The sequence below is a fragment of the Thermococcus sp. SY098 genome (genome assembly GCF_035621495.1).
In the GTDB taxonomy this organism is placed as follows: Archaea; Methanobacteriota_B; Thermococci; order Thermococcales; family Thermococcaceae; genus Thermococcus_B.
Window position 1 is genome coordinate 1,051,175 of the sequence record NZ_CP141821.1, and the last position, 23,907, is coordinate 1,075,081.

The 23,907-nt window shown below is 40.9% G+C and carries 19 protein-coding genes and 1 tRNA gene; 8 read left to right on the plus strand and 12 right to left on the minus strand.

Annotated elements, in window-relative coordinates; translation table 11 throughout:
• Positions 1-65 precede the first annotated feature (65 nt).
• Positions 66-1,028 (plus strand): inorganic phosphate transporter, encoded by a 963-nt coding sequence (locus tag VFC49_RS05970; RefSeq protein ID WP_324734770.1) that lies wholly within the window; start codon positions 66-68, stop codon positions 1,026-1,028.
• On the opposite strand, the gene VFC49_RS05975 is transcribed toward VFC49_RS05970, so the two are convergent.
• From VFC49_RS05975 to VFC49_RS06005, 7 genes are all read right to left on the minus strand, one after another.
• The gene (locus VFC49_RS05975) at positions 1,006-2,208 is read right to left on the minus strand and encodes a hypothetical protein (protein WP_324734771.1); all 1,203 of its coding nucleotides are present in this window, start codon (positions 2,206-2,208) and stop codon (positions 1,006-1,008) included. The two genes, VFC49_RS05970 and VFC49_RS05975, sit on opposite strands and share 23 nt — an antisense overlap.
• 14 nt (positions 2,209-2,222) lie before the next feature.
• Positions 2,223-3,629: a hypothetical protein gene (locus VFC49_RS05980; RefSeq protein WP_324734772.1), complete on the minus strand. Its 1,407-nt coding sequence runs from the start codon at positions 3,627-3,629 to the stop codon at positions 2,223-2,225.
• 146 nt (positions 3,630-3,775) lie between these two features.
• Positions 3,776-5,062 (minus strand): GTPase HflX, encoded by a 1,287-nt coding sequence (gene hflX, locus VFC49_RS05985; protein ID WP_324734773.1) that lies wholly within the window; start codon positions 5,060-5,062, stop codon positions 3,776-3,778.
• 65 nt (positions 5,063-5,127) lie between these two features.
• The gene (locus tag VFC49_RS05990) at positions 5,128-5,460 is read right to left on the minus strand and encodes a nascent polypeptide-associated complex protein (protein ID WP_324736658.1); all 333 of its coding nucleotides are present in this window, start codon (positions 5,458-5,460) and stop codon (positions 5,128-5,130) included.
• A gap of 87 nt (positions 5,461-5,547) precedes the next feature.
• Entirely contained in the window at positions 5,548-6,564 is a 1,017-nt protein-coding gene (locus tag VFC49_RS05995; RefSeq protein WP_324734774.1) for a tetratricopeptide repeat protein, read from the minus strand.
• Positions 6,552-7,079: a methylated-DNA--protein-cysteine methyltransferase gene (gene otg / locus VFC49_RS06000; protein WP_324734775.1), complete on the minus strand. Its 528-nt coding sequence runs from the start codon at positions 7,077-7,079 to the stop codon at positions 6,552-6,554. The genes VFC49_RS05995 and otg overlap by 13 nt, the downstream gene beginning before the upstream one ends.
• A complete protein-coding gene (locus tag VFC49_RS06005; RefSeq protein WP_324734776.1) occupies positions 7,066-7,782 on the minus strand; it encodes an RNA methyltransferase in 717 nt (238 codons plus the stop codon). The genes otg and VFC49_RS06005 overlap by 14 nt, the downstream gene beginning before the upstream one ends.
• 73 nt (positions 7,783-7,855) lie before the next feature.
• Here VFC49_RS06005 and VFC49_RS06010 point away from each other — a divergent pair, with 73 nt between their 5' ends.
• From VFC49_RS06010 to VFC49_RS06040, 7 genes are all read left to right on the plus strand, one after another.
• A complete protein-coding gene (locus tag VFC49_RS06010; RefSeq protein WP_324734777.1) occupies positions 7,856-8,524 on the plus strand; it encodes a hypothetical protein in 669 nt (222 codons plus the stop codon).
• A gap of 4 nt (positions 8,525-8,528) precedes the next feature.
• Positions 8,529-9,434 (plus strand): 2-dehydropantoate 2-reductase, encoded by a 906-nt coding sequence (locus VFC49_RS06015; RefSeq protein ID WP_324734778.1) that lies wholly within the window; start codon positions 8,529-8,531, stop codon positions 9,432-9,434.
• Positions 9,435-9,468: 34 nt separating this feature from the next.
• Positions 9,469-10,116 (plus strand): TIGR00153 family protein, encoded by a 648-nt coding sequence (locus VFC49_RS06020; protein ID WP_324734779.1) that lies wholly within the window; start codon positions 9,469-9,471, stop codon positions 10,114-10,116.
• Between the two features lies 1 nt (position 10,117).
• Complete coding sequence (locus VFC49_RS06025) at positions 10,118-11,041, plus strand: D-2-hydroxyacid dehydrogenase (protein ID WP_324734780.1); 924 nt, start codon at positions 10,118-10,120, stop codon at positions 11,039-11,041.
• Between the two features lie 80 nt (positions 11,042-11,121).
• Positions 11,122-11,198: transfer RNA gene (locus VFC49_RS06030), tRNA-Ala, on the plus strand.
• A 132-nt stretch (positions 11,199-11,330) separates the two neighbouring features.
• Positions 11,331-12,434 (plus strand): M20 family metallopeptidase, encoded by a 1,104-nt coding sequence (locus VFC49_RS06035; RefSeq protein WP_324736659.1) that lies wholly within the window; start codon positions 11,331-11,333, stop codon positions 12,432-12,434.
• A gap of 68 nt (positions 12,435-12,502) precedes the next feature.
• Positions 12,503-13,366, plus strand: a complete 864-nt coding sequence (locus VFC49_RS06040; protein WP_324734781.1) for a fumarate hydratase — start codon at positions 12,503-12,505, stop codon at positions 13,364-13,366.
• Here VFC49_RS06040 and VFC49_RS06045 read toward each other — a convergent pair.
• The 5 genes from VFC49_RS06045 to VFC49_RS06065 all read right to left on the minus strand — a co-directional run bounded on the left by VFC49_RS06045 (position 13,350) and on the right by VFC49_RS06065 (position 23,874).
• Entirely contained in the window at positions 13,350-15,626 is a 2,277-nt protein-coding gene (locus VFC49_RS06045) for an NB-ARC domain-containing protein (protein WP_324734782.1), read from the minus strand. The two genes, VFC49_RS06040 and VFC49_RS06045, sit on opposite strands and share 17 nt — an antisense overlap.
• Positions 15,627-15,795: 169 nt before the next feature.
• Entirely contained in the window at positions 15,796-21,501 is a 5,706-nt protein-coding gene (locus tag VFC49_RS06050) for a NosD domain-containing protein (protein ID WP_324734783.1), read from the minus strand.
• Positions 21,498-21,650 carry a hypothetical protein gene (locus VFC49_RS06055; protein ID WP_324734784.1) on the minus strand — a complete coding sequence of 51 codons (153 nt, stop codon included), beginning with the start codon at positions 21,648-21,650 and terminating at the stop codon, positions 21,498-21,500. The genes VFC49_RS06050 and VFC49_RS06055 overlap by 4 nt, the downstream gene beginning before the upstream one ends.
• Positions 21,647-22,273 (minus strand): hypothetical protein, encoded by a 627-nt coding sequence (locus VFC49_RS06060; RefSeq protein ID WP_324734785.1) that lies wholly within the window; start codon positions 22,271-22,273, stop codon positions 21,647-21,649. Before VFC49_RS06060 ends, VFC49_RS06055 begins: the two co-directional genes overlap by 4 nt.
• The gene (locus VFC49_RS06065) at positions 22,273-23,874 is read right to left on the minus strand and encodes a cysteine protease (RefSeq protein WP_324734786.1); all 1,602 of its coding nucleotides are present in this window, start codon (positions 23,872-23,874) and stop codon (positions 22,273-22,275) included. The genes VFC49_RS06060 and VFC49_RS06065 overlap by 1 nt, the downstream gene beginning before the upstream one ends.
• Positions 23,875-23,907 lie beyond the last annotated feature (33 nt).

The window sequence follows — 23,907 nt, forward strand, 5'->3', positions numbered from 1 at the left end:
ATTTTTAAATGCGATCCTCCACTATATAGACTATATACTCTATAGATGCAGAGGGCGGTGAAATCATGGACGGAATAGTGATAGCAGCACTTGCCGTTGGCTTTTACATCGCTTGGAACATAGGAGCAAATGATTCAGCCAATGCTATGGGAACCGCAGTGGGGGCAGGGGTTCTAAGCTTCAGACAAGCCACCTTTACGATTGCAGTATTTGTTCTCCTTGGAGCTTATCTAAAAGGCTACAAGGTCATGAAGACCGTTGGAAAGGGAATTGTGCCCGAAGGATACCTAACAATTGAGATGGCAATCATAGCCCTTTTAGCTGCTGGGGTTTGGGTAACAATTGCAACGATTAAGGGACTTCCGGTTTCCACAACTCAGGCTATAGTGGGGGGAGTTGTAGGAGTTGGTCTGGCAATCCATGCCCCCATAAGATGGTTTACCCTCTCTAAAATTGCTGCAGCATGGGTAGTTTCACCCATCGTTGCTGGAATTCTTGCAATGATTTTGTACAAATTTTATGGATATCTAATCAATCAGATGAAAAGCCTCGGACGTATTGAGCTTTTGTACAAATGGCTGGCTGTCCTTGGTGGTTCATACATGGCTTTTAACTTTGGGGCAAACGAGGTGGCAAATGCCACTGGACCACTGGTCGGAGCAGGATTTTTGGAGCCAAGGGTTGCTGGGATTTTTGGAGCTTTGAGTTTAGCTCTGGGTTCTTTAACCTTCAGCTATGCTGTAATGTACACCGTTGGAAAGAAGATAACAGCTTTAGGACCGGCTTCAGCTTTTGCCGCCCAGTTTGGCTCAGCCATTGCCGTGAGTTTAGCTAATATATTAGGATTGCCTGTTAGTTCAAGTCAGGCAATTGTGGGTGGAGTCGTGGGAGTTGGTATAATAACGGGAGAGGGTATAGACAAGTCGACGATAAAGGACATTGTATTTGGCTGGGTTGCAACGCCTACGACGGCAATAATAATTGCCCTGATAATATTCCACATCTTTAGATTTGCGGGAATGATTTAACTTTATAAACTTCGATTAATCCACTGTTATACTGAACAGCGAAGTATCTTTCCCATGCTCTGATTTTCTTAACTGGAATTTTAAACGTTGAACTTAGGTGACCGATACATTCAATTTCCTCATTATGTACAAAGTAGACTCCAAGTTCTGAAAAAGGATGCCCACTCCACCAGAACCATCCCCATACTGCAAAAACTATAAATCCGTTTTCTCCAGAGCCGAGAGAACCAGCAACGTAGATATCCCCAGGTTTGTACAAACATGGGATCTCAAGTTTTTTGGAAGTTCCATTTATGTAGAGATAATTTGAGTAAATTGTGTATGTTCTGTCATTATATGAAGTAAAAGCAGAACCTGCTTTCATACCCAAATATGAAGAGTTCTTTATGCTGAATTCATGCACTCCCGCAAAAGATATGTAATCATAATAAACTTTCTTATCTGGATTCGTCTGATCATAAAAATAGTCCCTTTTTAATTTTATAGTGACAACATACAGCTTGTCATTAAAAATCTTCCAGTCCCAAAAAATTCCATCTAATGTATGTACCAATGTTTTATTACCTTCAAAGAGCAAGATTTTGGTTTCTTGAACATTTATATCCCATGCAATAACTGCATACTTATTCTTTAGAATCTTCAGGATTTTAAACTCATTTCCGTGTAATGATGCAATTTTAGTTCCATTAAAGTTCACCAAAATATTAGTGCCATTTATCTTTATCTCAACACTATCAAAGTAGTATTTAAAGGGGACTTGTTTTACCTTTAATGTATTGTAGAATAGGTTATATGAATGCCCACCTTTCTCAAAGTATGCAACATAATTTGAAAAGGATACATTTCTAACGTTACTAATTCTAAGTATCTCATCACCATTTTTAAGATCAAATACTCGTAGAGTATCCTGAAAATCCCACACAATAATTTTGTTATCAAAAGGCTGGAAATCCCTTATAATAAGAAACGTTGCATTATACAATGTTATTTGCTCTACATTTATTTTTACGCCTACACTTTCATTATTTTCATCTATTGTGGTCGCTGTGGTTGTTTCATTTAGAATAAATTTAGATGAAAGACTTTCTGAGTCAGTAGGAGTATGGGAGTAAGGGGATAAACAACCCAAATGTAATATAAAAAGAGAAAGAAGAAATATAACAACCAATTGTGCTCTCATATGACATCACCAAACTATCCGATAGTAGCAAAGTTTTGTGAAGTCGATTCATCTGGAGCAAAACATCCATTACAATGTCCATTAGCCCATTTGGCATAGCTACATCCATATCCCCCACAGTCTCCATAACATTTACAAGCTAAATAGTATGGAAATACTGTCACTTCTGTTTTGATAATCCCTGGATTAAGAGGATTTAGTGGTAACTTAGTACCTCCGTATCCAGGAGATGGCCAACATCCAACAGTTCCTGCCGAAGTATAATAGCACTCATACTGGTATATTAAGTTAGCCTCCTGGATATCACCACTATCTGGATTTTGGGCATATGCCTTATAAAAGAATTTAATTTGAATTGACCTTAATGGTTCTCCTAAACTCCTAGCAAGTTCATATGCTGTATCCCAATATAATGTCTTTATAGTATTTTCATCATTATCTGATGGAAAAGTATAGGTACACCAATCTGCAAAGTGAAACGAAATGTCTGGATTTTGGGATGAGTACATTCCAATCCATACTACTGTTGGCTCGACATTTGTGAATGTTATCTCAACATTTTCTGGCAAAGGTTGTTTAATGCCATAATATGTCAGACAGCATTCTTCATCTTGTAAGTATCCCTCTCGAATTTCACTGCAAATCCATATTCTCCCATTGTAATAACAAAAATCCGGGACATCCAAGATTTTTGGTTCAATTTGGTAGTTTTGAGTATCCCACAACCTACTAAGTGTATATAGTTCATCTCTTTTTGTCAAATACTCGTATATTTTATTCCACAGATATTTCCTCTTTTGAAGTAACTGCACTACTAAAGTCATATTATACATGTCGCTTTCGAATTCAGATGATATTTTCAAATCAATTAATGCTGTTTTATAGAATGTCAATTCACTTGCTTGCCTATAAAATGTTATTAATTCTTCAACACTTGAGGCATTAAACTTTGGATTTATCTTTTTGATTTCTTGAACATGAATAGCTATTACATGTTTCTTTGGAGGTAGTTTGTAGTATAATACCTTTAAGCCATAAAGGGTCTTCACAGTATATTTCTTAATCAGTTTTAAATCATTTTTACGTCTCTTGTAAAATTCTCTTTGGCTCTTTAAAAGCTGAACTTCATCCTCAAGTTTAACAATTTTCTCAAGAATTTCAACGCTTTTAGTTCTGTTGAGTTCAGCATAAAGCTTCTGCAATTCTACTTCTTTTTGATTAATCACTTTAGTCAAGTTTTCAATCTTTGCATCGACTTCACTTAAAGCCTTATCAACATCAAAACCCTGATAAGGACAGGAATCACACTTCTCAGTCTTAACTTGCAAACCCTTGACTTCTTGAAACTGTTCAGCAAAAACAAAACCCAAATTCCCAAAAACCAACAACACAAGGATGCCCAAAACTACCCACTTCTGCACTCCGCCCCCCCCAAACAAGATGATCATTAATACTATAGGCGAAAGTAGTATATAACTGTTTCCATTGTCATACATTAACACTAAAAACATAACACAAATGAACACAATTATCATAAAATAAACCAAATAGACAGAGTAAAAACAAATTACTCAACTTCAACTGGTGAATACTTTATCTCAACCCCCAGCTTTGTCAGGCTCTTAATCATTCCAACCTGGATGTAGGCTAAAATCTTTGTAGCTTCCCCATATTCGATATCAAGAATCTCCCCAATTGAATTTATTAAGGCAATGACCTGTGAGACCTTCTCCTTCTCTTTAACGACTATCTCAAAGGACTTGTACTTCGGCAAGGTTAAAATTGCCCTTTCCAAGGCTCTGTAAAGTTCTTCCAGCCGATTAAGCTTTGCTGATATGCTGACAACATCAAAAATAACAACTCCCCTTTTATCTGCAAGCTCTTTAATTGCTCCTTTTTTATCTTCAACATCAACATTTGTCGTTAAGTCCTGCTTATTTAAAACAACAATTATCGGCTTGTCTAACGCTTTAAGCTCTCTCAGAATTTTAAGAGAAGCCAAAAACTTCCTTTTAATTTCACTCCATGGTTCGCTCACGTCCAAAACAAGAAGAATTATATCAGCTTTCGTTATCTCTTCAAGTGTTGAGTGGAATGCCTCAACAATAAAAGGCGGCAGATCATCTATAAATCCAACTGTATCCGTTACCAAGACTCTCTTCTGATTAACTTTAAATCTCCTTGTTGTGGTGTCAAGGGTTGTAAACATTTGATCTTTAGCTGGAATTTCTTCTCTCGCCAAAGCATTCAAGAGCGTGGATTTTCCAGCATTGGTGTATCCGGCTAAAGCAATTAGGATGAATCCAACTTCTTCTCTTCGTTTTCTTTTGACTTCCCTGTCCTCTCTGATTCTCTCAAGTTCCTTTCTTATTTTACCCATTCTGTAGCGAATGTGCTTCAGATACTGGTGAATCTGATACTCACCCATACCTTTAAAACCCGGCTGTTCGCCCATCTTTGCCCTTCTAATTGCCTCTCTAACGAGAGGCAACTCATATCTCAAATTAGCAAGCTCAACTTGTAGCTTTGCCTCTTTAGAATGTGCTCTCTTTTCGAAAATTTCAAGGACAAGCTGCCACTTGTCTATAATATCCACCCTGAGTTCCTTTGCAATATTAAAAGCCTGAGAGGGTGTGAGCTGATTTGCAAAAATCACTTTGTCTGGTTTAAGCTCTTCTGCCAGCTTTTTGATCTCTTGAAGCTTTCCAGGACCAATATTGTACTTTGGGTGTTCCTCCCTAACCTGCTCAACTATCGCAAGAACTTCATAACCCGCACTACGCAGAAGCTCTTCAAATTCCGCTTTGTTTATCCTTCTTCTTGGTGAATGTCTAATAACACCAATTGCCTTCATCGAGTTGAGCTAATATATGGAGGTTTATATTCTTTTGGAATAAAACATGATATTAAAAAGAGCATCTAAGTCTCTTGAAGCTTTAGAATGGCCTCTGCCAAATCTCCCTTTGTTTCCTCTAAAGCTTTTTTAGCGGTTTCGTAATCAACACCAGTTTGCTCCATGACAAGCTTAATGTCCTCTTCTGGAATATTAACGACTTCTCTAACCTCTTCCTTGCCCACTATCTGGTAACTTTTCTCCCCCATTGCAACAATCGCAGTAACAACTGGCTCCCTGATTATAATTTCCTTATTTTCAAACCGTATCACGACTTCTCTAACCCCTTCAAGCTCCTCCATCTTTATACCAAGCTGCTTCATCATCCTCTTCATCTGCTTTGGGTTCATGCCTTTCATTGGAAACATTCACACCACCTACAAAGGCTCATAGATAGATGTATTTATAGTTAGCGTGAAAAAGTTACTGAAAAGGAGCAACTTTTTTCATTCCGGAAACTTCGATGTCTCTTCATTAGCTTTCATTATCTTTTTTCTGTATTCCTCATATTTCTTCCTTGCCTCTTCTGCCTTATCTTTCTCACCAAGATACTCATAAGCCTCTGCCACATGCTTCCACCACATTGGATCTTCCTCTGCCTCTTTCAAGCAGTATTCGAGGAACTTTTGATAAGCTTCTTTCGCAAGTTCTTCTTTTCCAAGCTTTCTTGCTATGTTTCCAACATCTTCCCAAAACACTCCCTCTTCTTGAGCTTCCTTCATGTAATAGTCCAAAGCCCTCTGCCATGCTTCCTTAGCCTTTTCCTCGTTTCCAAGTTCCTCATAGAGCTTTGCAACATCCTCCCAGAACCAGGGCTCCTCCTCAGCATAGCGCTCCAGTGCTTTAGCCGCTCTCTCCATGTTTCCAGCTTTCTTCCAGTACTCATGAGCCTCTTTTAGATAGTATGTGTCCTTTTCCTTCTCATAGAGCTGCTCATAAATCTCAGCAGCTTTCTCGTATTTCTCAGCTTTCTCGTATGCCCACGCTGCGCTCTCCATCCAACCGAGCTTTTCATACATTTCAGCAGCCTTTAAGTAATTGCCCTTCTTCTCGTACTTTCTGGCAGCTGCCTTATATTTGCCCATCTTTTCAAGCTTCTCTGCAGAGCGGAATCTGTCTGCCAAACTCAAGTCAGGCTCGCTTATGTACCATATCCCAAAAGCCAATCCCAAAATGAAGAGGAGGATTATTCCTCCAACAACCTTAAGCTTCTGCCAGGTTATGCTCAAATAAGTTGCATAAGCACTGAGAGCTGTTGGTACCAGCAGATAAACTGCGTACTTCCAGCTTTCTGCATAAAGAGTCAGCACAAGGAAGAAACCAAGCATCAAAGTCAGTCCCAAAAATCCTAAGCTGAGAACAATCCTGACAAGCATCCAGAAACCCCATTTGTAAACTATCCCTCCAGCTATTGCGATTATCAGTGCCAAAAATCCTATTATGTAAAGCTTTAGCTTGTCCATCCTTTCACCCCCTCTATCTCAAGTAAAAACTGCTTATACTCCTTTTTTGGTGTATAATTACCTAATCCTGATTTTAAAACAACCCTGTGACATGGAACGATTATTGGATATGGATTTCTTTTCATAACATTCCCTACAGCCCTTGGAGATGTTGACAGCATTTTAGCGAGTTCTCCATAGGTTATGACGCTTCCTCTTTTAACTTTTTTTGTCAAGACTTCATAAACTTTCTTTTCAAAGGATGTAACCCCTCTGAAGCTCAGGAATCTCAGAGCATCCTGGTTTTCAATATCACCAACCAGCACATTATAAACAATCTTTGGATAATCACTTTTTTCTTCAGTTAAATCTACCGAAACATTTCTACGCTCAAGAAGGGCTTTTAATGAGTTTATTCGCTCCATAAGATAGTCATAACCATCCAAAGAAAAAGTTATTCCATCAATTTTCTCCTCCAAGACTACAGCGATCCAGATTTCTCGCCCAAAGATTTCAAACTTCTCAATGCTTATCATTTTCACACCTCTTGATTTTTTCGATTGCCAGCCTTAAAGGTCCATATAGGGAGTAGATCTCCCTTGCATATATGAACGACCTGCCAATGACGCGGCGGAACATTATAGTAAAGTATTTCCGCCTTATTGGGTCTTTTGGATAGTTTAGAGTCTCCAAAAGCTCGCTCCAGTATTTAACCAAAATGTCCTTCTCTTCTCTGGTAGCTTTTCTTAAATGCCTGTTCTCTTCTGTGGGGGTTTCCGCTTTTATCCGCTGCTTGTAAATCTCGTAGAGAACAACGGCAACAGCGTGGCTTAGATTCATCACAGGATATTCTTCACTTGTTGGGACTGTCACTGTGAAGTCCATTTTTTCAAGTTCTTCATTGCTTAAGCCTTTACTTTCCCTGCCAAAGAAAATCCCAATTTTGCCACCATATAAAAAGGCTCTCTTTGCAAACTCCTCAGGACTTATAGGCGTCCTCTCGGGAAGATAAACCTTACCACTTATCCCTGTTGTTCCCACAGCCACATCAACGATTTTCAATGCTTCATCTACGGTTTTGACTATTTTTGCATTTTCTAAGACATCTTTAGCATGCATAGCAAATTTGTACGCCTCTCCTTTCAATTCTGGTGGATTAACCAATATAAGCTCCTTAACTCCAAAATTCTTCATTGTCCTTGCAACAAAACCAATGTTCATCTGATACTCCGGCTCCACTAAAATCACTGCGACTTTCATTTTTATCGGAAAGGATTTAAGGGAAGGGATTAAAAATGCTTGCGGTGGGAGAATGAAAAGAGAAAATCTTGCATTATTGATTTACCTTTTAGCTTTTATAATATCGCTTTACATGTTACTCGGTATTGGGATGATAATTTTAGCAAATGAAGCAATAGTTTTGGGAAAAAGTGTAGAAGGAAATACCCTGCTCATGATGGAGATACCAATTATTGCATTAATTCTCTTATCCCTATCATACCTCAAGAGAAAAGCGAGGTTTTTTGCCGGCATCTCTCTATTTTCAGCCTTTGTTCTGATGATTGTTCAAAGAGCGGAGATTACCATCTATGTAATTCCACTTGCTGGGCTCATGCTCTCAATGCTTGCACTCATGGTCGGTTTTCCAAAAGACAAGCAGCAGGTCAGCTTAAGTGAGAGGATAATAAATGGAGTTATAGGGATAGCATCCATATTTGCACTTGTAAGGGCATGGAACTTTGTCTGGCCCAATGAGGTAAAGCCATTAATATTCCTACTTGGAGCAAGCGGGACATTGTTGATGCTTTTCAAGAACAGGGTAATATCAAGCGGGGGAATTCCCCTCTTGGTAACTTTTTACTGCTCAGCCACATATGCTCTATATGCACTCAACTACAATTTGTACAGGCAGATTTTTTGGACAGCCTCAATTGTTCTGATTGCATATTCCCTAATTCCCTTAAGAAAGCTTTTGAGGTGAGAAAATGAAAATTTGCATACTTGGGGCAGGTTCAATCGGTTCTCTTTTCGGTGCTCTATTAGCAAGAGCTGGAAATGATGTAACACTTATAGGACGGGAAGAACACGTGAGAGCAATAAATGAGAAGGGGCTAAAAATCGTTGGTGTTGAAGAGTTTACAGTCCATCCAAAAGCTGTAACTTATGCTCCTGAATATGAACCGGATTTGATAATACTGGCAACAAAATCATACTCCACAGCCTATGCCTTGAGCTGTGCCAAGCACTGCATCGGAAAGAAAACATGGATTTTGAGCATACAGAATGGGCTCGGCAATGAAGACTTGGCATTAAAATACACAAAAAACGTTCTTGGAGGGATAACGACAAACGGGGCAATGCTTGAGGAATGGGGAGTTATTAGGTGGACAGGCAGGGGGATAACAAAAATCGGGGTTTACCCTAAAGGAAAGAACGAATTTGTCGAAAAAGTTGCCAAAGTGTTTAATGAGGCTGGCATTGACACTCAAGTGAGTGAAAATATAATGGGATGGAAGTGGATTAAAGCATTGGTGAATTCTGCAATTAATCCCGTTGGTGCTCTGCTTGAAGTTAAAAACGGATTTCTGCTTGAGAACGAGCATCTGCTGGCAATTTTAATGGAAATTGTAAAAGAGGGTTGCAGAGTTGCAATGCAGTGGGGAGTTGAGTTTGAGGAGCATCCTCTTGAAGTTCTTATAGACACACTTGAGAGAACCCGCGAGAACTACAATTCAATGCTCCAAGATTTAAAGAGAGGCAAAAGAACAGAAATTGATTATATAAACGGCAAAATAATCGAATACGCAGAAAACATTGGGCTTTCAGCCCCAATGAACAATTTGTTATGGAGTTTAATAAAAGCAAAGGAGCTGTTAACGCAAAGTAAATAAAGTAACCCATAAATATTAATGTGGGGGATGAAGAATGCCAATATTTGGAGGAAAAGAGAGCAATGTATTTGAGGCAATAAACAGGCATTTAGAAATGGTAGGGCTCACACTGGAAAAATTTAAAGAGATGATAACGGTTTATCTTGAAGGAAACTTTGAAAAAGCGGAGGAGCTAATGAGAGAAGTTGAGAGGTATGAAAGAGAAGCAGACACTCTCCGTAGAGAGATAGAAACGATGCTTTATCAAGGAGCATTTCTGCCCGCAAACAGAGGAGACTATGTTAGACTTTCTGAGCTGATAGACAATACTGCTGACGCTGCTGAGAGTGCAGCCCATGTCCTAATCTTGGCAAAGCCAAAAATTCCAAAAGAGCTTAAGGAGGAGATTATGCAACTTGTAGAGGCATCATTAAAAACATACGACTATGTTAGAAAAGCTGTTGAAATGCTGAATGAGGATGTTAACGAGGCACTCGAATATGCAAAGAAGACAGAAGAGCAGGAAGAAAATGCTGACAAGCTTGAATATGACATCCTTAAAAAGATGTTTGAAAGCGAAAAGATCACCACCTACGCAAAGCTGATATGGAATCAGGTCATAACTAAAATCGGAGACATTGCAGATAGGGCTGAAGACGCTTCAGACCAGGTTATGCTGATGGCAATAAAAAGGAGGGGTTGAGATGAAGGTTTTGGTTGCTGCTCCATTACATCCAAAGGCTATTGAGCTTTTGAAGAATGAAGGGTTTGAAGTTGTCTATGAAGAGTACCCAGATGAAGAGAGACTCATCGAACTTGCGAAGGATGTTGATGCTATAATCGTTAGGAGCAAGCCAAAAGTTACAAGAAATGTCATTGAGGCAGCGGAAAAGCTTAAAGTGATCGGAAGGGCTGGAGTTGGTCTTGACAACATTGACCTTGAAGCTGCCAAAGAAAAAGGAATTGAAGTTGTAAATTCACCAGCGGCATCAAGCAGAAGTGTTGCAGAGCTGACTTGGGCTCTAATTCTGGCAGTTGCAAGAAAAGTTGCCTTTGCTGACAGAAAGATGAGGGAAGGCACCTGGGCAAAGAAGCAGTGTATGGGAATTGAGCTTGAAGGCAAGACTATTGGAATCATAGGATTCGGAAGAATTGGCTACAACGTTGCAAAAATAGCAAAGGGCTTTGGAATGAAGATTCTCCTCTATGATGTCATTAAGAATTACGAGAGAGCTGAAGAAGTGGGAGGAAAGTTCGTTGAGCTTGAGGAGCTTTTAAGAGAGAGCGATGTCGTGACAATCCACGTTCCACTATTGGACAGCACGTACCATTTAATCGATGAGGAAAAGCTCAAGCTCATGAAAAAGAACGCAATCCTGATTAACCCAGCGAGAGGGCCAATAGTTGATACAGAAGCATTAGTTAAGGCGCTCAAGGAAGGTTGGATTTATGGGGCTGGATTGGATGTCTTCGAAGAAGAACCACTTCCAAAAGATCATCCGCTCACAAAGCTTGATAATGTTGTCTTAACACCGCACATCGGAGCAAGCACTTGGGAAGCTCAAGAAAGAGCTGGCGTCCAAGTTGTAGAAAAGGTCATAGAGATTCTCAAGCAGAAAGAAGAGTAATGTTCTATGAGACTCTCTTTTTATATCTTTGCTTTGGCGAAATCTTTAAATAGACAGCTTTGTTTCTCATCAATGGGTGTGGGCCGGTAGCTCAGCCTGGGAGAGCGCTGCCCTCGCAAGGCAGAGGCCGCGGGTTCAAATCCCGCCCGGTCCACCAATACCTGCTTCTCAGCGTACTTCCCAGTTATATTCTTTATCACAACAAAATATATCAAGGATCAACCTTCCTCATGAATATCGTACACAAACATTAATAAACTTAGTAACACAATAACACATGGTGATATTTGTGGAAATTGAGTTGTTGAAAAAGCTTGTTTCTATGCCATCACATTTTGGTGAAGAGAAAGAAATTTCTGAATTTATAACATCGTTTCTTGAGTCGTATGCTAAGGTTGAAACTCAAGAAGTTGAGGGATTTGGAAGCAATGTAATTGCATATTTGAAAGGTGTTAAGAATACGGTCGTGCTTAATGGTCATATGGATACCGTTGGATTAAGCGCTGGGTGGACGAAAAACCCGTGGGGTCAAATCGAAGGGGATAAATTTTATGGCATTGGAAGTGCGGACATGAAAGGTGGACTGGCAGCATTAATGAGCGTTTTTGCTGAAATCGCTGAGCTTTCTCGGAGAGAGAGACCTAACATAATATTCACCGCCGTTGTTGATGAAGAGGGATACTCTCGAGGTGCTTGGGAGCTGATTAAGAGCAAAAAGCTTGAAAAGGCTGATGTGGTTCTTGTGGGTGAACCCACAAATGAAAAGCTTATGCTTGGTGCAAGGGGAAGGTTTGTAATCCAAGTTAAGGCTTTCGGCAAAAAAGCCCACGCTGCAAGACCCGAGAATGGTATCAATGCGATAGAGGAGCTCTCAAAGCTTCTTGCAAATTTAAATAAGGCAAAGCTGAAGAAACATCGGAAGTTGGGAATGGGAAGTTTCTGCACTCTTGAAATAAAGGGAAAAGCAGATGGATTAAGCGTTCCGGAATACGCAGAGGCAATAGTCGACAGACATACTGTAGTTGGAGAAGACTGGGAATTTGTTAGAGAAACACTTGAAAAGCTTTCCCAAAAACTTGAAGTAAAAGCCAAGCTGAAAATTGAAAAATTCAAAAGACCCACCCCAGAGATGCTCCCCTATTACGTCAAAGAAAATCTCAAAGTGGTGAAGACATTTAAGCGAGTATTCAAACAGAAAACAGGCAAAGAGGTTGAAGTAACTTATGGGAAGAGCGTTGGAGATTTCAACTACTTTGGCACTTACTTGGGAAAACCGACTCTGGTTTTTGGTCCAATCGGAGGCAACTGGCATTCTGCCGATGAGTGGGTCAGTATAAGCTCAGTAAAGAGGGTTAAGGAGATATACAGAAACTTTTTGAAAGCTCTGGTTTAGTGTCCTGTCTTTCTTTTTTGAATGAACTTATTAACCACACAGCTGAAGGTTGATATAAGGTGGTGTCATTGGAGGAAAAGCTTACTGAGGCAGTTATTGAGGCAATTCGATTAGCCGTTACAAACCTTCCTGAAGATGTCATCAACGCAATTAAGCTGGCATATGAAAGAGAAGAAAGCAGAATTGCAAAATTTAATCTTGAGAACATTCTTAAATCAATTGAAATCGGCAAAAATGAGAGAATTCCTATCTGCCAAGATACTGGAACAATAACTTTTTTCGTTGAAGCCGGGATTGGAAATCCATATCTTGGTAAAATTAGGGGAATTTTAGTGAAAGCGACAAGAAGAGCTACACAAGAAGTCCCCCTAAGACCCAACGCTGTTGATGTTCTCACGAACAAAAATTCCGGAGATAACACTGGCAGGTTCGTGCCAGTAATACATTGGGAGCTTGTTGATGGGGACAAGATAAGAATAGCAGTCCTGCCCAAAGGTGGAGGGAGTGAGAACTGCTCAGCTTTGGCAATGCTCAACCCAATCGAAGGCTTTGAAGGCGTCAAGCGTTTTGTTGTGAAAAGGGTGAGAGAATGCGGAGGTAAGCCCTGTCCGCCAGTGATTCTTGGTGTGGGAATTGGAGGAAGTGCTGATTTAGCTTTAAAACTTGCCAAAAAATCACTTTTAAGGCCTCTTGGAATAAGGCATGAAAATGAAAAAATTGCCCAATTGGAGAAGGACATCCTTGATAAAGTCAACTCACTTGGAATTGGACCAATGGGCATGGGAGGAAACACAACCGCTTTGGATGTTAAGGTAGAATACGCCCACAGACATCCAGCTTCTCTACCTGTAGGATTGATAGTTCAGTGCTGGGCCCACAGAAAAGCATTCATTGAGGTTGATGAAAAGGGGAGAGCTAAGATTTGGCAGTGATCTTTGAGACATTGAATACCTTCCCAAGTTCCTCCAAAACAGCATCATAAAGCCAGGAATAATCTTTCAGCTTTTCTTTTCCAAGCTCAAAATACTCTTTTCCGCTCTCTCCTTTAAGCTCTTTAATTGCCCCCAAAAAGATATATCCTGCCCAGCCAAGAGGATAGTTAGTGCTTTGAGCAATTCTTATCATTTCCTCAGCATCTTTTTCGGCTTCGTCAAGGTCTTTCAACCCAATGTAGGATACGCATCTATATGCAAGAGTGTCAATTGCCCTACGGTAGTTTCTGACTTTTAAAAAATATTCCACAGCTTTGCCTGAATATTCAACCGCTGTTTTATAATCTCCCAGGGAATAGTATGCCTTCATGAGTTCCATATAAGAGATGTGCCCCATAAACGTCAAGTTGTAGGCTTTTGCAATTTCTAAAGCTTGGAGATAGTACTGAACGGCATTTTCAAGTTTCTTCATAGCAATGTAGATATCTCCAACATGAAGAAGAGCAAGACTTTCAAGCTCTGGGTAAGGCTCCATTTTCCTTATTACCTCAAGTTCTTTAAAAGCACTCCTGAGGGCATCGTCAGACCTCTCTGTATAGAAATAGAACTTTGTAAGCTCAACATAATACCAGAACTTGATCTCTAAGTCATCGCTGTTTTTTGCAATGCTTTCGAGCTCTTTCAGGTATTTTTCCGCTTCCTTGAAGTCATTGAGCTCCATGCAAACATCTGCTAAGGAACTTATTACATCTGCTCTGTGAATCCCATCAAGGTCATCTTTAACTTCAAGCCAAAGCTTTAGAGCTTTTTCAAAGAAGCCTCTCTGAAAGTATATATGACCCAATTCCTTCTTAGCGTAGGGATTTCCTTTGATCTGAATTAGAATCCTCATGTATGCATCTGGGAAGTCCTGAACGACTCTCTTAAATTTTCTTAGTCTTAACTCAGTCAGATCTTTGATTATCTTTTCATCACCAAGCTTAGTTGCATATCTGAATGCTGTTAGAAAGTTTTTGGCGGTTTTCTTTTTCAACAGATAATTCAAATATCTCAAATAGTATTCCCTCTCATCTATCTCCCTCACTTCCTTTGCAAATCCTTTGAGCAAATCATGGAGGAAGTAAATTTCTCCCCTCTTTTCGATTATTCCTTTGTTCAATAGAGAGTATAGAACAACAAAGGAATTTTTCCTTCCGTACAGTGTCTTAATTGCATCGTATTCAAGAGGATCATCAAACAGAGAGATTACCTGAACCATCAGCTTTTCATCCGGACTTAACTGCTGATACACCTCACTGAAAAGAAAATCAAAAAAGTTGTCCGTTCTTACCTTTTGGTTTTCCTTATATGCCCCCGCAAAAAGAGTTAAAGCCAATGGATGCCCCTTTGTTAGGTTGTAAATCTCAACGAAATCCGATATATCGAGATTCAAGCCTTTTGCCCTTAAGAGGGTATATGCATCTTTGAGACTCAGGCCCCTTAGGTGGAAATACAGAATGTTTTCATCAGCGCCAAGACGCAACTTTTCTCTGGATATCAAAACAAGCTTTCCATCTCTTATTCTCAGCGCTAAAAATGAAAGCAATCTAAGTATCCTTTCATCGGAGCATTTATGAACATCATCAATAACAATTTTAGCTTTTGTGTTTTCTATTCCCTCCAGTATCAGCTCGAATAAGTCTCTCTCCTCCCTACCCCCACTCCTCAGGTACTCCAAAAGCAACGAATAGTCAAAGGTGTTTAAAAACAGCCCAATCTGCCAGACAAAATAATCGAAGCTGTCAACTTCGCTCATCTGGTACCAGAAAGCATCTTCAAAAACTTTTGCTGCCAAAGCAGTTTTTCCAATCCCAGCTATCCCATAAATCACTATCACAGGCTTTTTTGATGAGGATAGAGTGCTTATCTCAGCTTTTCTTCCAAAGAATGCCTCAACTTTTGGCATTTTGCTTTCAAGAAGGGAAATCTCATAACTTCTATCCTTGGAGGTTTTTATTATAATTCCTCCAGGTTCAAAGCTGATCTTAACTTCTCCTACCTTTAAAGAATAAATCCTGATGTTCTTATTCCTAACCCTCATCCATTTTCCTTCAACCAGACCTACTCTCTCCAACATCTTCAAACGTCTTGAAACATCGGTCTCATCCCTTTGGAGAATCCTCGCAAGCTCTCTTGGATTAAACGAGCCAGACTTAAGAATGGACAAAATCTGAAGGTTCACCTCATTAGAGAGAACTTTCATTAGTTGCGGAACGTCCATCTGGTGACACCTTCTTTATCTAATCTATGCATTCTACATTTTTATATTCATCGCTGTACAATTTTGAAAAATTGTTAGAAGTTTGGAATCCAAGCACATGTTGAAGATTTTATTTTACAATTAACAAAGTGTGATGAATGTTTAAAAGTAGAAAGGGAGGATGGAACCCCTAAGTGTTTTGTAGTAGTTCTACGGCTTGTTTTATGTAGAGGTATGCTTTTCTCATGTGCACTAAAGCCCTGATGTCCGCCTGCAAGAGTGATTGGTAATGTTCTTCAACCCAAGTGTATTCATTCCTTGCCTGGTCAAAAAGGCTTTGAACAGTGTTTAGAGTCTCGTTATCAATGAAGTCAAGCGATTGATTGTAAAGTTTGTTGAACTTCTCCAAAGTTTTATGATACCAGAGGTAGTACAAGTACGTTAGGAGTGTAATGGATGGTTGGCTGGATGTAGTGCTCTCATTCAATTCTTGAAGAACAATGGTAAACTCAACGGCATCACTTGCAGAATTTCCGGCAATATCGTAAGCATAAACCCTTATTACGTGATGTCCTTTGCCAAGATTCACTTTGCCCACATAGTACTCCCCGTCAAACTCCAGGGTAACCCATGTTGAATCATCCACTAATGCTTTGACCTCTCCAATCATATGGTCATCACTTGCTTTCACCTTAATTTCAGTGACATTTTGATAATAGGTTGTGTTCTCCGGATATAAGATCGCTACCTCCGGCGGCGTCGTGTCAAATGATATTGTCAGTGGAAGGTAGTCAATGTTGTTCTCGTCTATTATGTAGGGAACATCACAGAATCCATCTAAGTTATTATCTTCACAATCCCCCAAATCGCTCCAGTAGTTTCCTCCAAGATAATTTCCTCCAAGAATGTTTCTACCCAGAGTTTTAGTAACATTCCAGTAGTTAACCCCACCCAAGACTTTTGCGTTTCTCTCGTTGGAGAGATAGTTGTTGTAGATTAGATTGCCGCTTGAACCAGCTATGTACACTCCAAGGAGATTGTCCACAAGATAGTTGCCCCTTATTGTATTGTTTCCACTTCCGGGCCTCAAGTAGAAGCCTACTCCTCCCTTCTCAATCCTGTTGCCCTCAATTGTGTTCTCAGCTGAGTTTGAATCAAGCTCAACTCCCGAGCCCTTTGCATTCTCTATTACGTTTCCTCTGATGATACTTAGCCTTGTTCCCTTAAGGTAAATTCCGTCCCCCTCTATTGAATAAATGTGGTTTAATGAAATCTCAGCATTCACTGAATTCCTCACATCAATCCCTTCAGCAGTCTTCCCAGAAACTGAAATTCCTCCAATTGCCAAGTTCTTTGTGTCTTCAGCATAAACCCCGGCAAGAAGCCAGTTGCTCAGATTAAAGCTGACAATGGTAATGTTTTCCACGTTGATGGCTTTTATTCCGTAGAGTGCCCAATCACCTCCGCTGAGAACACTTCCGGATCCATCGAGGAGGACGTTGCTTGAGTTGATGAGTATTGCATACTGGCTTGTAATGCCGCTTGCGTTGATATTGAGCCTGTAATAGCCGGGTTCATTGAGTATTATTGGAAACGTTTTGTTTTCAATTACCTTTACCCTGTCCTCGAAGAAAACGAGGGGCTGGTAGTCCATGAACCCCTCAGCCACTTGATAGGGATCATCGGCTATGCCATCCATGTTTTTGTCCTCAGCATCTGTGTATTTCGCCCAATAGTTACCTGCTATGAACGGCCCTCCAACGATGTTTTTTCCTATTCTCTTGGTTGTGTTGAAGGCTACCCCATCTTCAGTAACGTAATATGGGATGTAAACATCAACATCATTATCAAAGTAGTTGTTGTAAACGAGGTTTCCTTTAATTGTCCTGCCCAAGAAGGATAAGCCACGGGAATTGTTTATCAGTATGTTGCCTGTCACAACGTTGCCCTCAACGCTCTTAAATCCCTTATACATCGTCTCTGTCCTTACCCATCCTATTCCGACAATGGAAGCATTTATCACCGTGTTGTTGGCTATTATGTTATCCCTTGAGCTCTGGGCATAATAGAAGTATCCGCCGCTGAAAACTATTCCTCCTCCCACATTGGCAATGAAGTTTCCGGCAATGGTATTGTTGAACATTTGGAATTTTGCTATCATGGTTATTCCATGGGTACCGTTGATGAGTGTATTGTTGGCTACAATTATTCCATCCAAAGTACTTCCGCCAATCGTTATTCCCTTCCCTGCATTCTCAAGCACGTTGTTTGAAATTGTTATGTTCCCAAGCCTTTCGATCATATAAGCCTGTACTCCCCAGGATGTGTTCACTATCACGTTGCCTTCTATAAGAACATCCTTAATGTGAAAGCCCCCTGAAATGGAGCTTATCCCTATTCCGCTAAAGGAATTCAGTATTTTGTTGTCAACAATCTTACATTCGTCGCACTCTGGCAAGAATATGGCGTAACCAGAGCAGTTCACGAATGTAGTTCTTATGATGTTCACTTCCGATGGTTCTCTCACTAAGGCTCCAGCCGCTCCACTAACTCCATCGAACTGGTGCTCAATCTTTGAATCAACTACAGTTAGGATGGGGTAATTATTTCCGCCAAAAGAAACGTAAATTCCAACACTGACATCTTTATAAGTGAGGTTCCTCCCAACTATTTCGGTTCTTATCAGGGCTGAATTCCCTCCAACTGCCACAAAACCTCTGGAATTTGAGATCGTGTAAGTTTCATTAGTTATCATCCACCTTCCATTGACTTTCTTCTCATACCTCTCACTTAAAACCCCACCGTATCCATGGATTATCCTGGTGTTTACTATTGTTGTGTTTGAGTAAAGGACAACAATTCCGCTTTTGCCTTCAACGCTTGAATCCTTAACCGTGAGGTTCGAATTGAAAGCAAAAACCGGTAAATCAGTGTCTTTAATCTCTGCATTCCTAATCACCAAAGAGCTGTTTACTGCTATTACCTGACCTGCTTCATAAATCACCTTATTCCTTGCATTTTCAAGGTAAAGGAGTGGCTTATCATTTACCGTGTTGTCCCTTATCTCAATGTTTGTAGCATACAGCTCTACAGGAGGACTCAAAAGCCTACATTCGCCGGTGAAGCATATTCCATTGTTTTCGAAGGTATTATTAATTACCGTTAGTCCTTCAATCTTGTGAGGTTCTTGTTCAACCGTGGCATAATATCCAAATCCGAATCCGCCTCTTGTATTGTTTGATATGAGGTTTCCTTCGAGTGTAACGGCTTTTCCGTAGGATATGAAAATGCCGAGGAGATTGTTGTTTCTTATTGTATTGCCTTTTATTGTCAAATTCTCGCCGTAAGCACAGATTCCGGTTCCAGCTCTACAGAAGGATTCACCTTCTGGCATGTAATAAACTGTATAGTAACCTGTGGGGTCAGTATATAGCCTGGGGATTACTACCTTCTTGCCCCAAACCTCATAATACCTCAAGTACGCAATTGACGACCTCACTGAGCTGTTCTCTATGATGTTGCTTGAAACATCCATATTTGTGACGTTCCGTCCCTCTATCCCAATGTAGCTTTCTTTTATTACGTTGTTCGCTATTCTAATATCTTTGTTTTTTAAGAAAAGCATAGCCCTTCCAAAGCTGTGGATGAACTTGCTGCTTTCAATTGTTATGTCATTGGAGTATATGGAGAGCAGAACACTCGCTGGAAAATCAATGAACTCGCTGTTTCTTATGGATATCTGGGATGAATTCCTTATGTAAATTCCGCTCGCTGCTTTAGGCTCTTCGGCTTTTACATCGTTAACTTCCACATCTTTGGAATTCATTATTACAACCGGGGAATCGAACGACTTTCTAACGCTCAGTCCGCTGATCTTCACACTGCTGGAATTCACAACTATTACCTGATAAGAAACGGTGTCCACGGTGATACCAGAGGAATTAACTACGAAAACCTGAGAGGCATCGTTTATCACAACGTTCTTTTCGTTTTTCACCATAACAACGGGCTTACCGTTTATGGTGGTGTCCTTCACAGTGAAGTCAAACCAGTAGTTTAAAGGCTTTGAATAGTATCCTACTACAACAAAACCTCCCCAAGAAATTGGATATATTATGGGCTTAGGAGGCAGATCTATGTTCGAGATGTAGTCATTGACGAGAATGTTGTCCTCTATACTGCTCTTTGAGTGGATCCATATCCCTATCCCGGCATTATCATGTATGTAGTTGCCTTTGATCACGTTATTGTTACCGTAAACATCTATTATTCCGCCGCTTGCATTGGCCACAAAGTAGTAAGGGTAATAGTATGGGAAAAGCTCCTGGCGCGTATCTATTTTCTCAAAGTATGAATTTGTTACATCCGTAGCAACTGGACCGATTCCGTTTCCTGCCACTTCGTTGTTAACTATAGATGAATCGGAAACGTTGTAGAATACTATTCCCGCTCCCCAGTCCCTGTAACTGAACTCATATCCGATTCTATCGTCATCCAAATAGTGAGTTACATAGTAGTCCGTGTTGTCCTTTATGAGGTTGTCTGAAACTGTTATGTTGTCAGAACTGAGAACTTTTATGCCAATGCGGTTTTTGGATATCCTGTTGTTAGCTATCCTGGCATGGGAGACGTTGTAAAACATCACTCCAACTCCCCAATCGGGGAAATTTATGAATTCAGTGGCTCTATTGTTGCTATTTATAACGTTGTTCGCTATTGTCACGTTCTTAGAATGAGGTACGATGACTCCCATGAGATTTTTGGATATGGTATTGCTCTCAATGGTAAGATTCCAAACGTTAGGTGCAATTATCCCCTCAAGGTTTTCAGAGATTACATTGTTTCTAATTGTTATATTCCATGAAAGATTCTGGAACACTGTGATGGCATATCCCAAATTCGACACTGAAACTTGAGGGTCAGTAGGTGGATTTATTGCAATTCCAATTGAATTATTGGTTATGTTATTTCTTTCGGCGTTTAGTTTCCCTGAGCCTGTAATTAAAATTCCAACAGCATTGTTTTTTATAACATTTTCCTTGGCTGGTAGGGATATTTCATCTGGTGCTGGAGAACCACTGGCATAGTAGTTTATCCCAAGGGTGTTATTTTTTATAACGTTTCCAACTATCTGGGGGCAGCCCAAGTATCTGTCGCAAATTACTTTCCCATAATGGATGTATATTCCACTGCCACCATTCATATAAAGGCTGGAGTTACCATTGTTCTCGAAAGTGTTGTTGGCTATTACAAAGGGGAATAGCTCATTGTGGTAGATGTCGAATAAAAAGTTGCTGATGTAACCTCCTACTACTATCCCGTATCCATTGTTCCGAAACGTGATATTGTAAATCGCAATACCACTTACAACAACATTTGCACTAGCATATATTCCTTTTTTTGTAGTGTTTGTTATAGTGTCCCGCCGTTCAATAAAATATGAAGTGGCTAAGTCGATTCCTATGTCCCATCCTTCTATTTCCATATTGCGTATAATCACCCCCGGTGTAGAATGTACAGCAATATCGTGGTCAAGGTACACTGCACTGAAACTTAGATTGTAAGAAAACTTAGATTTGTCCAGCTTAAGGACTATTTTGTGCCCACTCCCATCTATAGTGCCCAAACCAACTCCACGTGGCATATAAAAGCAAGTATATCCCACAAGCTTCTTCACTTTGGATCCGTTTATTGTTACATAGTCATATACAGGAATTAGCTGATCTGGATCAGTTATCACTATGTCCTTTGTCAGAACTACGAGTCCGGGTGTGCCAAGAATAGCACACGAGCTTACAAACGTAGGAGGAAAATCCAATCCAGATATGAACTTGAAATTCCCAAAAAAGCTTGAAACCAAAAGGAAGGAGAGAAGGAACACCAAACCCTTTCTCATAACTTTACCCCCTCCTTCTCAAGGGCTTTTTTAATCTGCATCATAAAAAAAGCTTCTTCAGCCCTCAACACCTCAACAACGGTTTTCTTATCTATTCCAGTGCTCCTGCTTATGTATTCCACAAGCTCCTTCCTTATCTCCCTGATCATTTCTTTTCCCTCTTCAGAGGGACGTTAAGAGCAACAAGACCCACTATCGAAATCCCGGCAAGGGCTAAGAAAACAGGATTTTTGCCGCTCTCTTTGTATGGGAGCTCGTACCTAATCACATTATTTTCAAATCTGATGTTCTTTGCCTTCTCTGGGAGAACAACGGTTATCGTCTCAACCAACCTGCCCTGTCCCCCGAAGAGTGGCTGAACCGCCGTTAAAACAACCGTATTTCCTGTCTGGGTTGAGAGAGTCAGGTCTCCCTCCCCCAGTTTCAGTTCCCAATAGGAGCCTTTATTCACTGCCGCTCCAAGCATTACATATGTAGCTTTAATCTGGTTGTTGGAGTCATCCCACTCAATCTTCATGTTCCTGTACTCCGTATCGCTCCTCTTGTTCTCAAACTCCCTCTTCAGCATGTATGTAGTGGGATAAGCCTGCTTCATCTGGAGATAGAGGTTTGGGGTAAACTTCCACACCTCGGTAACCTTAGCATTTCCAACTTCATCAACCGTGATCTTCATTGTGCCGTCTATCTTGTACTCAACTATCTTTATCTCCTGCGCAACTGCCAGCGGAAGGAGTAAAAGGACGAGTAAAACCACAGCCCTCCTCATCTCCATCACCCCAGCCTGAAGGTGCTTACCATATATTCACCCAACTGGTTGTATTCGCTCATCCCGGCTGGAAAGTCATAAACAACCGCAAATCCAATGCCGTTCGCTGTGAAATACCTCGCAACTGCGGAGTACTCTCCATAGCCTGTGTCAAGAGTGTAAAGAATTGTGTAAACTGTCTGACCGGCTATGCTTGCCTGGGTTTCCTGCCTGTCTTTTATCGTTGCTCCCATGTCAGTTAAGCTCTGCTCGAAGGCATAAACCATGTCCTGAACGCTCGCACCCGGCAGATAAATTACTAGAAACTCAAATTCTCCGTCAGGGCTCAGCAAGTAGACGTAGCCACCGTAGTCCTCCGGCGCACCCCACTCGGCAGGGTAGTCAAAGGAGAAGTAAGTCCCATGGTAGGTGTCCCACTGGGTTTGAGTCCCACCGTTCTCTCCGTTGTCACCCCAATTGTTGTCTCCACCGTTGTTGGTGTTCCCTCCATTGTTGTCCATATTTCCTCCCTGTAGCTTTATCCCCCACTTTGCGAGAATATCAGCGGGCAGAGTTGGAAGTTCAGGAGGCACAATGCCTTTTGCATGCTCCCCTGCAATATCCACTATGATGTAAGGCCCCTGCATGGCTTTCTGCCAAGTTTCCACACCGACCTGAACCGCCTGCTGGAACGAAACGCCCGCATTTATTGCGGTTGCCTCAACTGGAATTATTGCACCGCTGGGTAGCTCTATTAGGGGGAAAGCATGACCAGGCATCAGAACTATATAAGCTTTGAGACCCTGAGACATTGCCAGAGAAGCAAACCACAACGCCAAATCAACACAGGTTCCGCTCTTATCCCTAATTACGTCACGTGGAAACATTATATGCTCGGAGAACTTGCCAGTCCAGTAGCCTTCAGCCTCCGTCTTGTATGAGAAGCCGTTCATCACAGCCAAAGTCCACATGCCACTTAGGCTTTTAATGGCTTCATCGTCGCTTAAGCTTGCTCCCGCTCCACCCGCTAACTTGTTTCCCATGTCAGCAAATTCTCTAACAACTGGATCGCTTGGGGTAACCCAAGCAGCTAAAAGCGGAGCATTGCTGAAGGTGTCATAAAAGCTACCGGTGCTTTCCTCAGGGCTGAGCGATGAAAAGACGAAGTCGTTGACGCCGAGAATGTTCAGAGGTTTTGTCATGCTCTCTTCTTTAGTCTCTCCGTTCACTTCATAGGTTATGGTTATTCTGAGGTTTGAAGGCGTTGAAGCCGAAAGCTTGGTGACTTCACTTGAGAGAATCGGGTAGTAGAGATCAACTATCGTCCCGTTGGGCACGAGAATTGGGTAGCTTTTCTCGGTCTCAGAGGCATAGTTGTCAATTGAGTATCTTATCTTTATGTTCCTTATCGCCCCATTCCCTGAGTTATGGAGAACAACTTTTGCGACCCAGAAGCCAAGCTTTGGATTGCCGTAAACTTTGTATGCTCCAGACATTATCTGCTCCTTTGCATAAACTTTATACTCAAGCTTTCCCTCTCCTCCGCCTCCAAACGCTCCGACATATCCTACTATGGAAAACACAAGCAGTGCAACAAGAATCCCCGAACCAATAATCTTGGTGTTCATACCATCACCGAAGTTAAATTGGCAAAACAGATA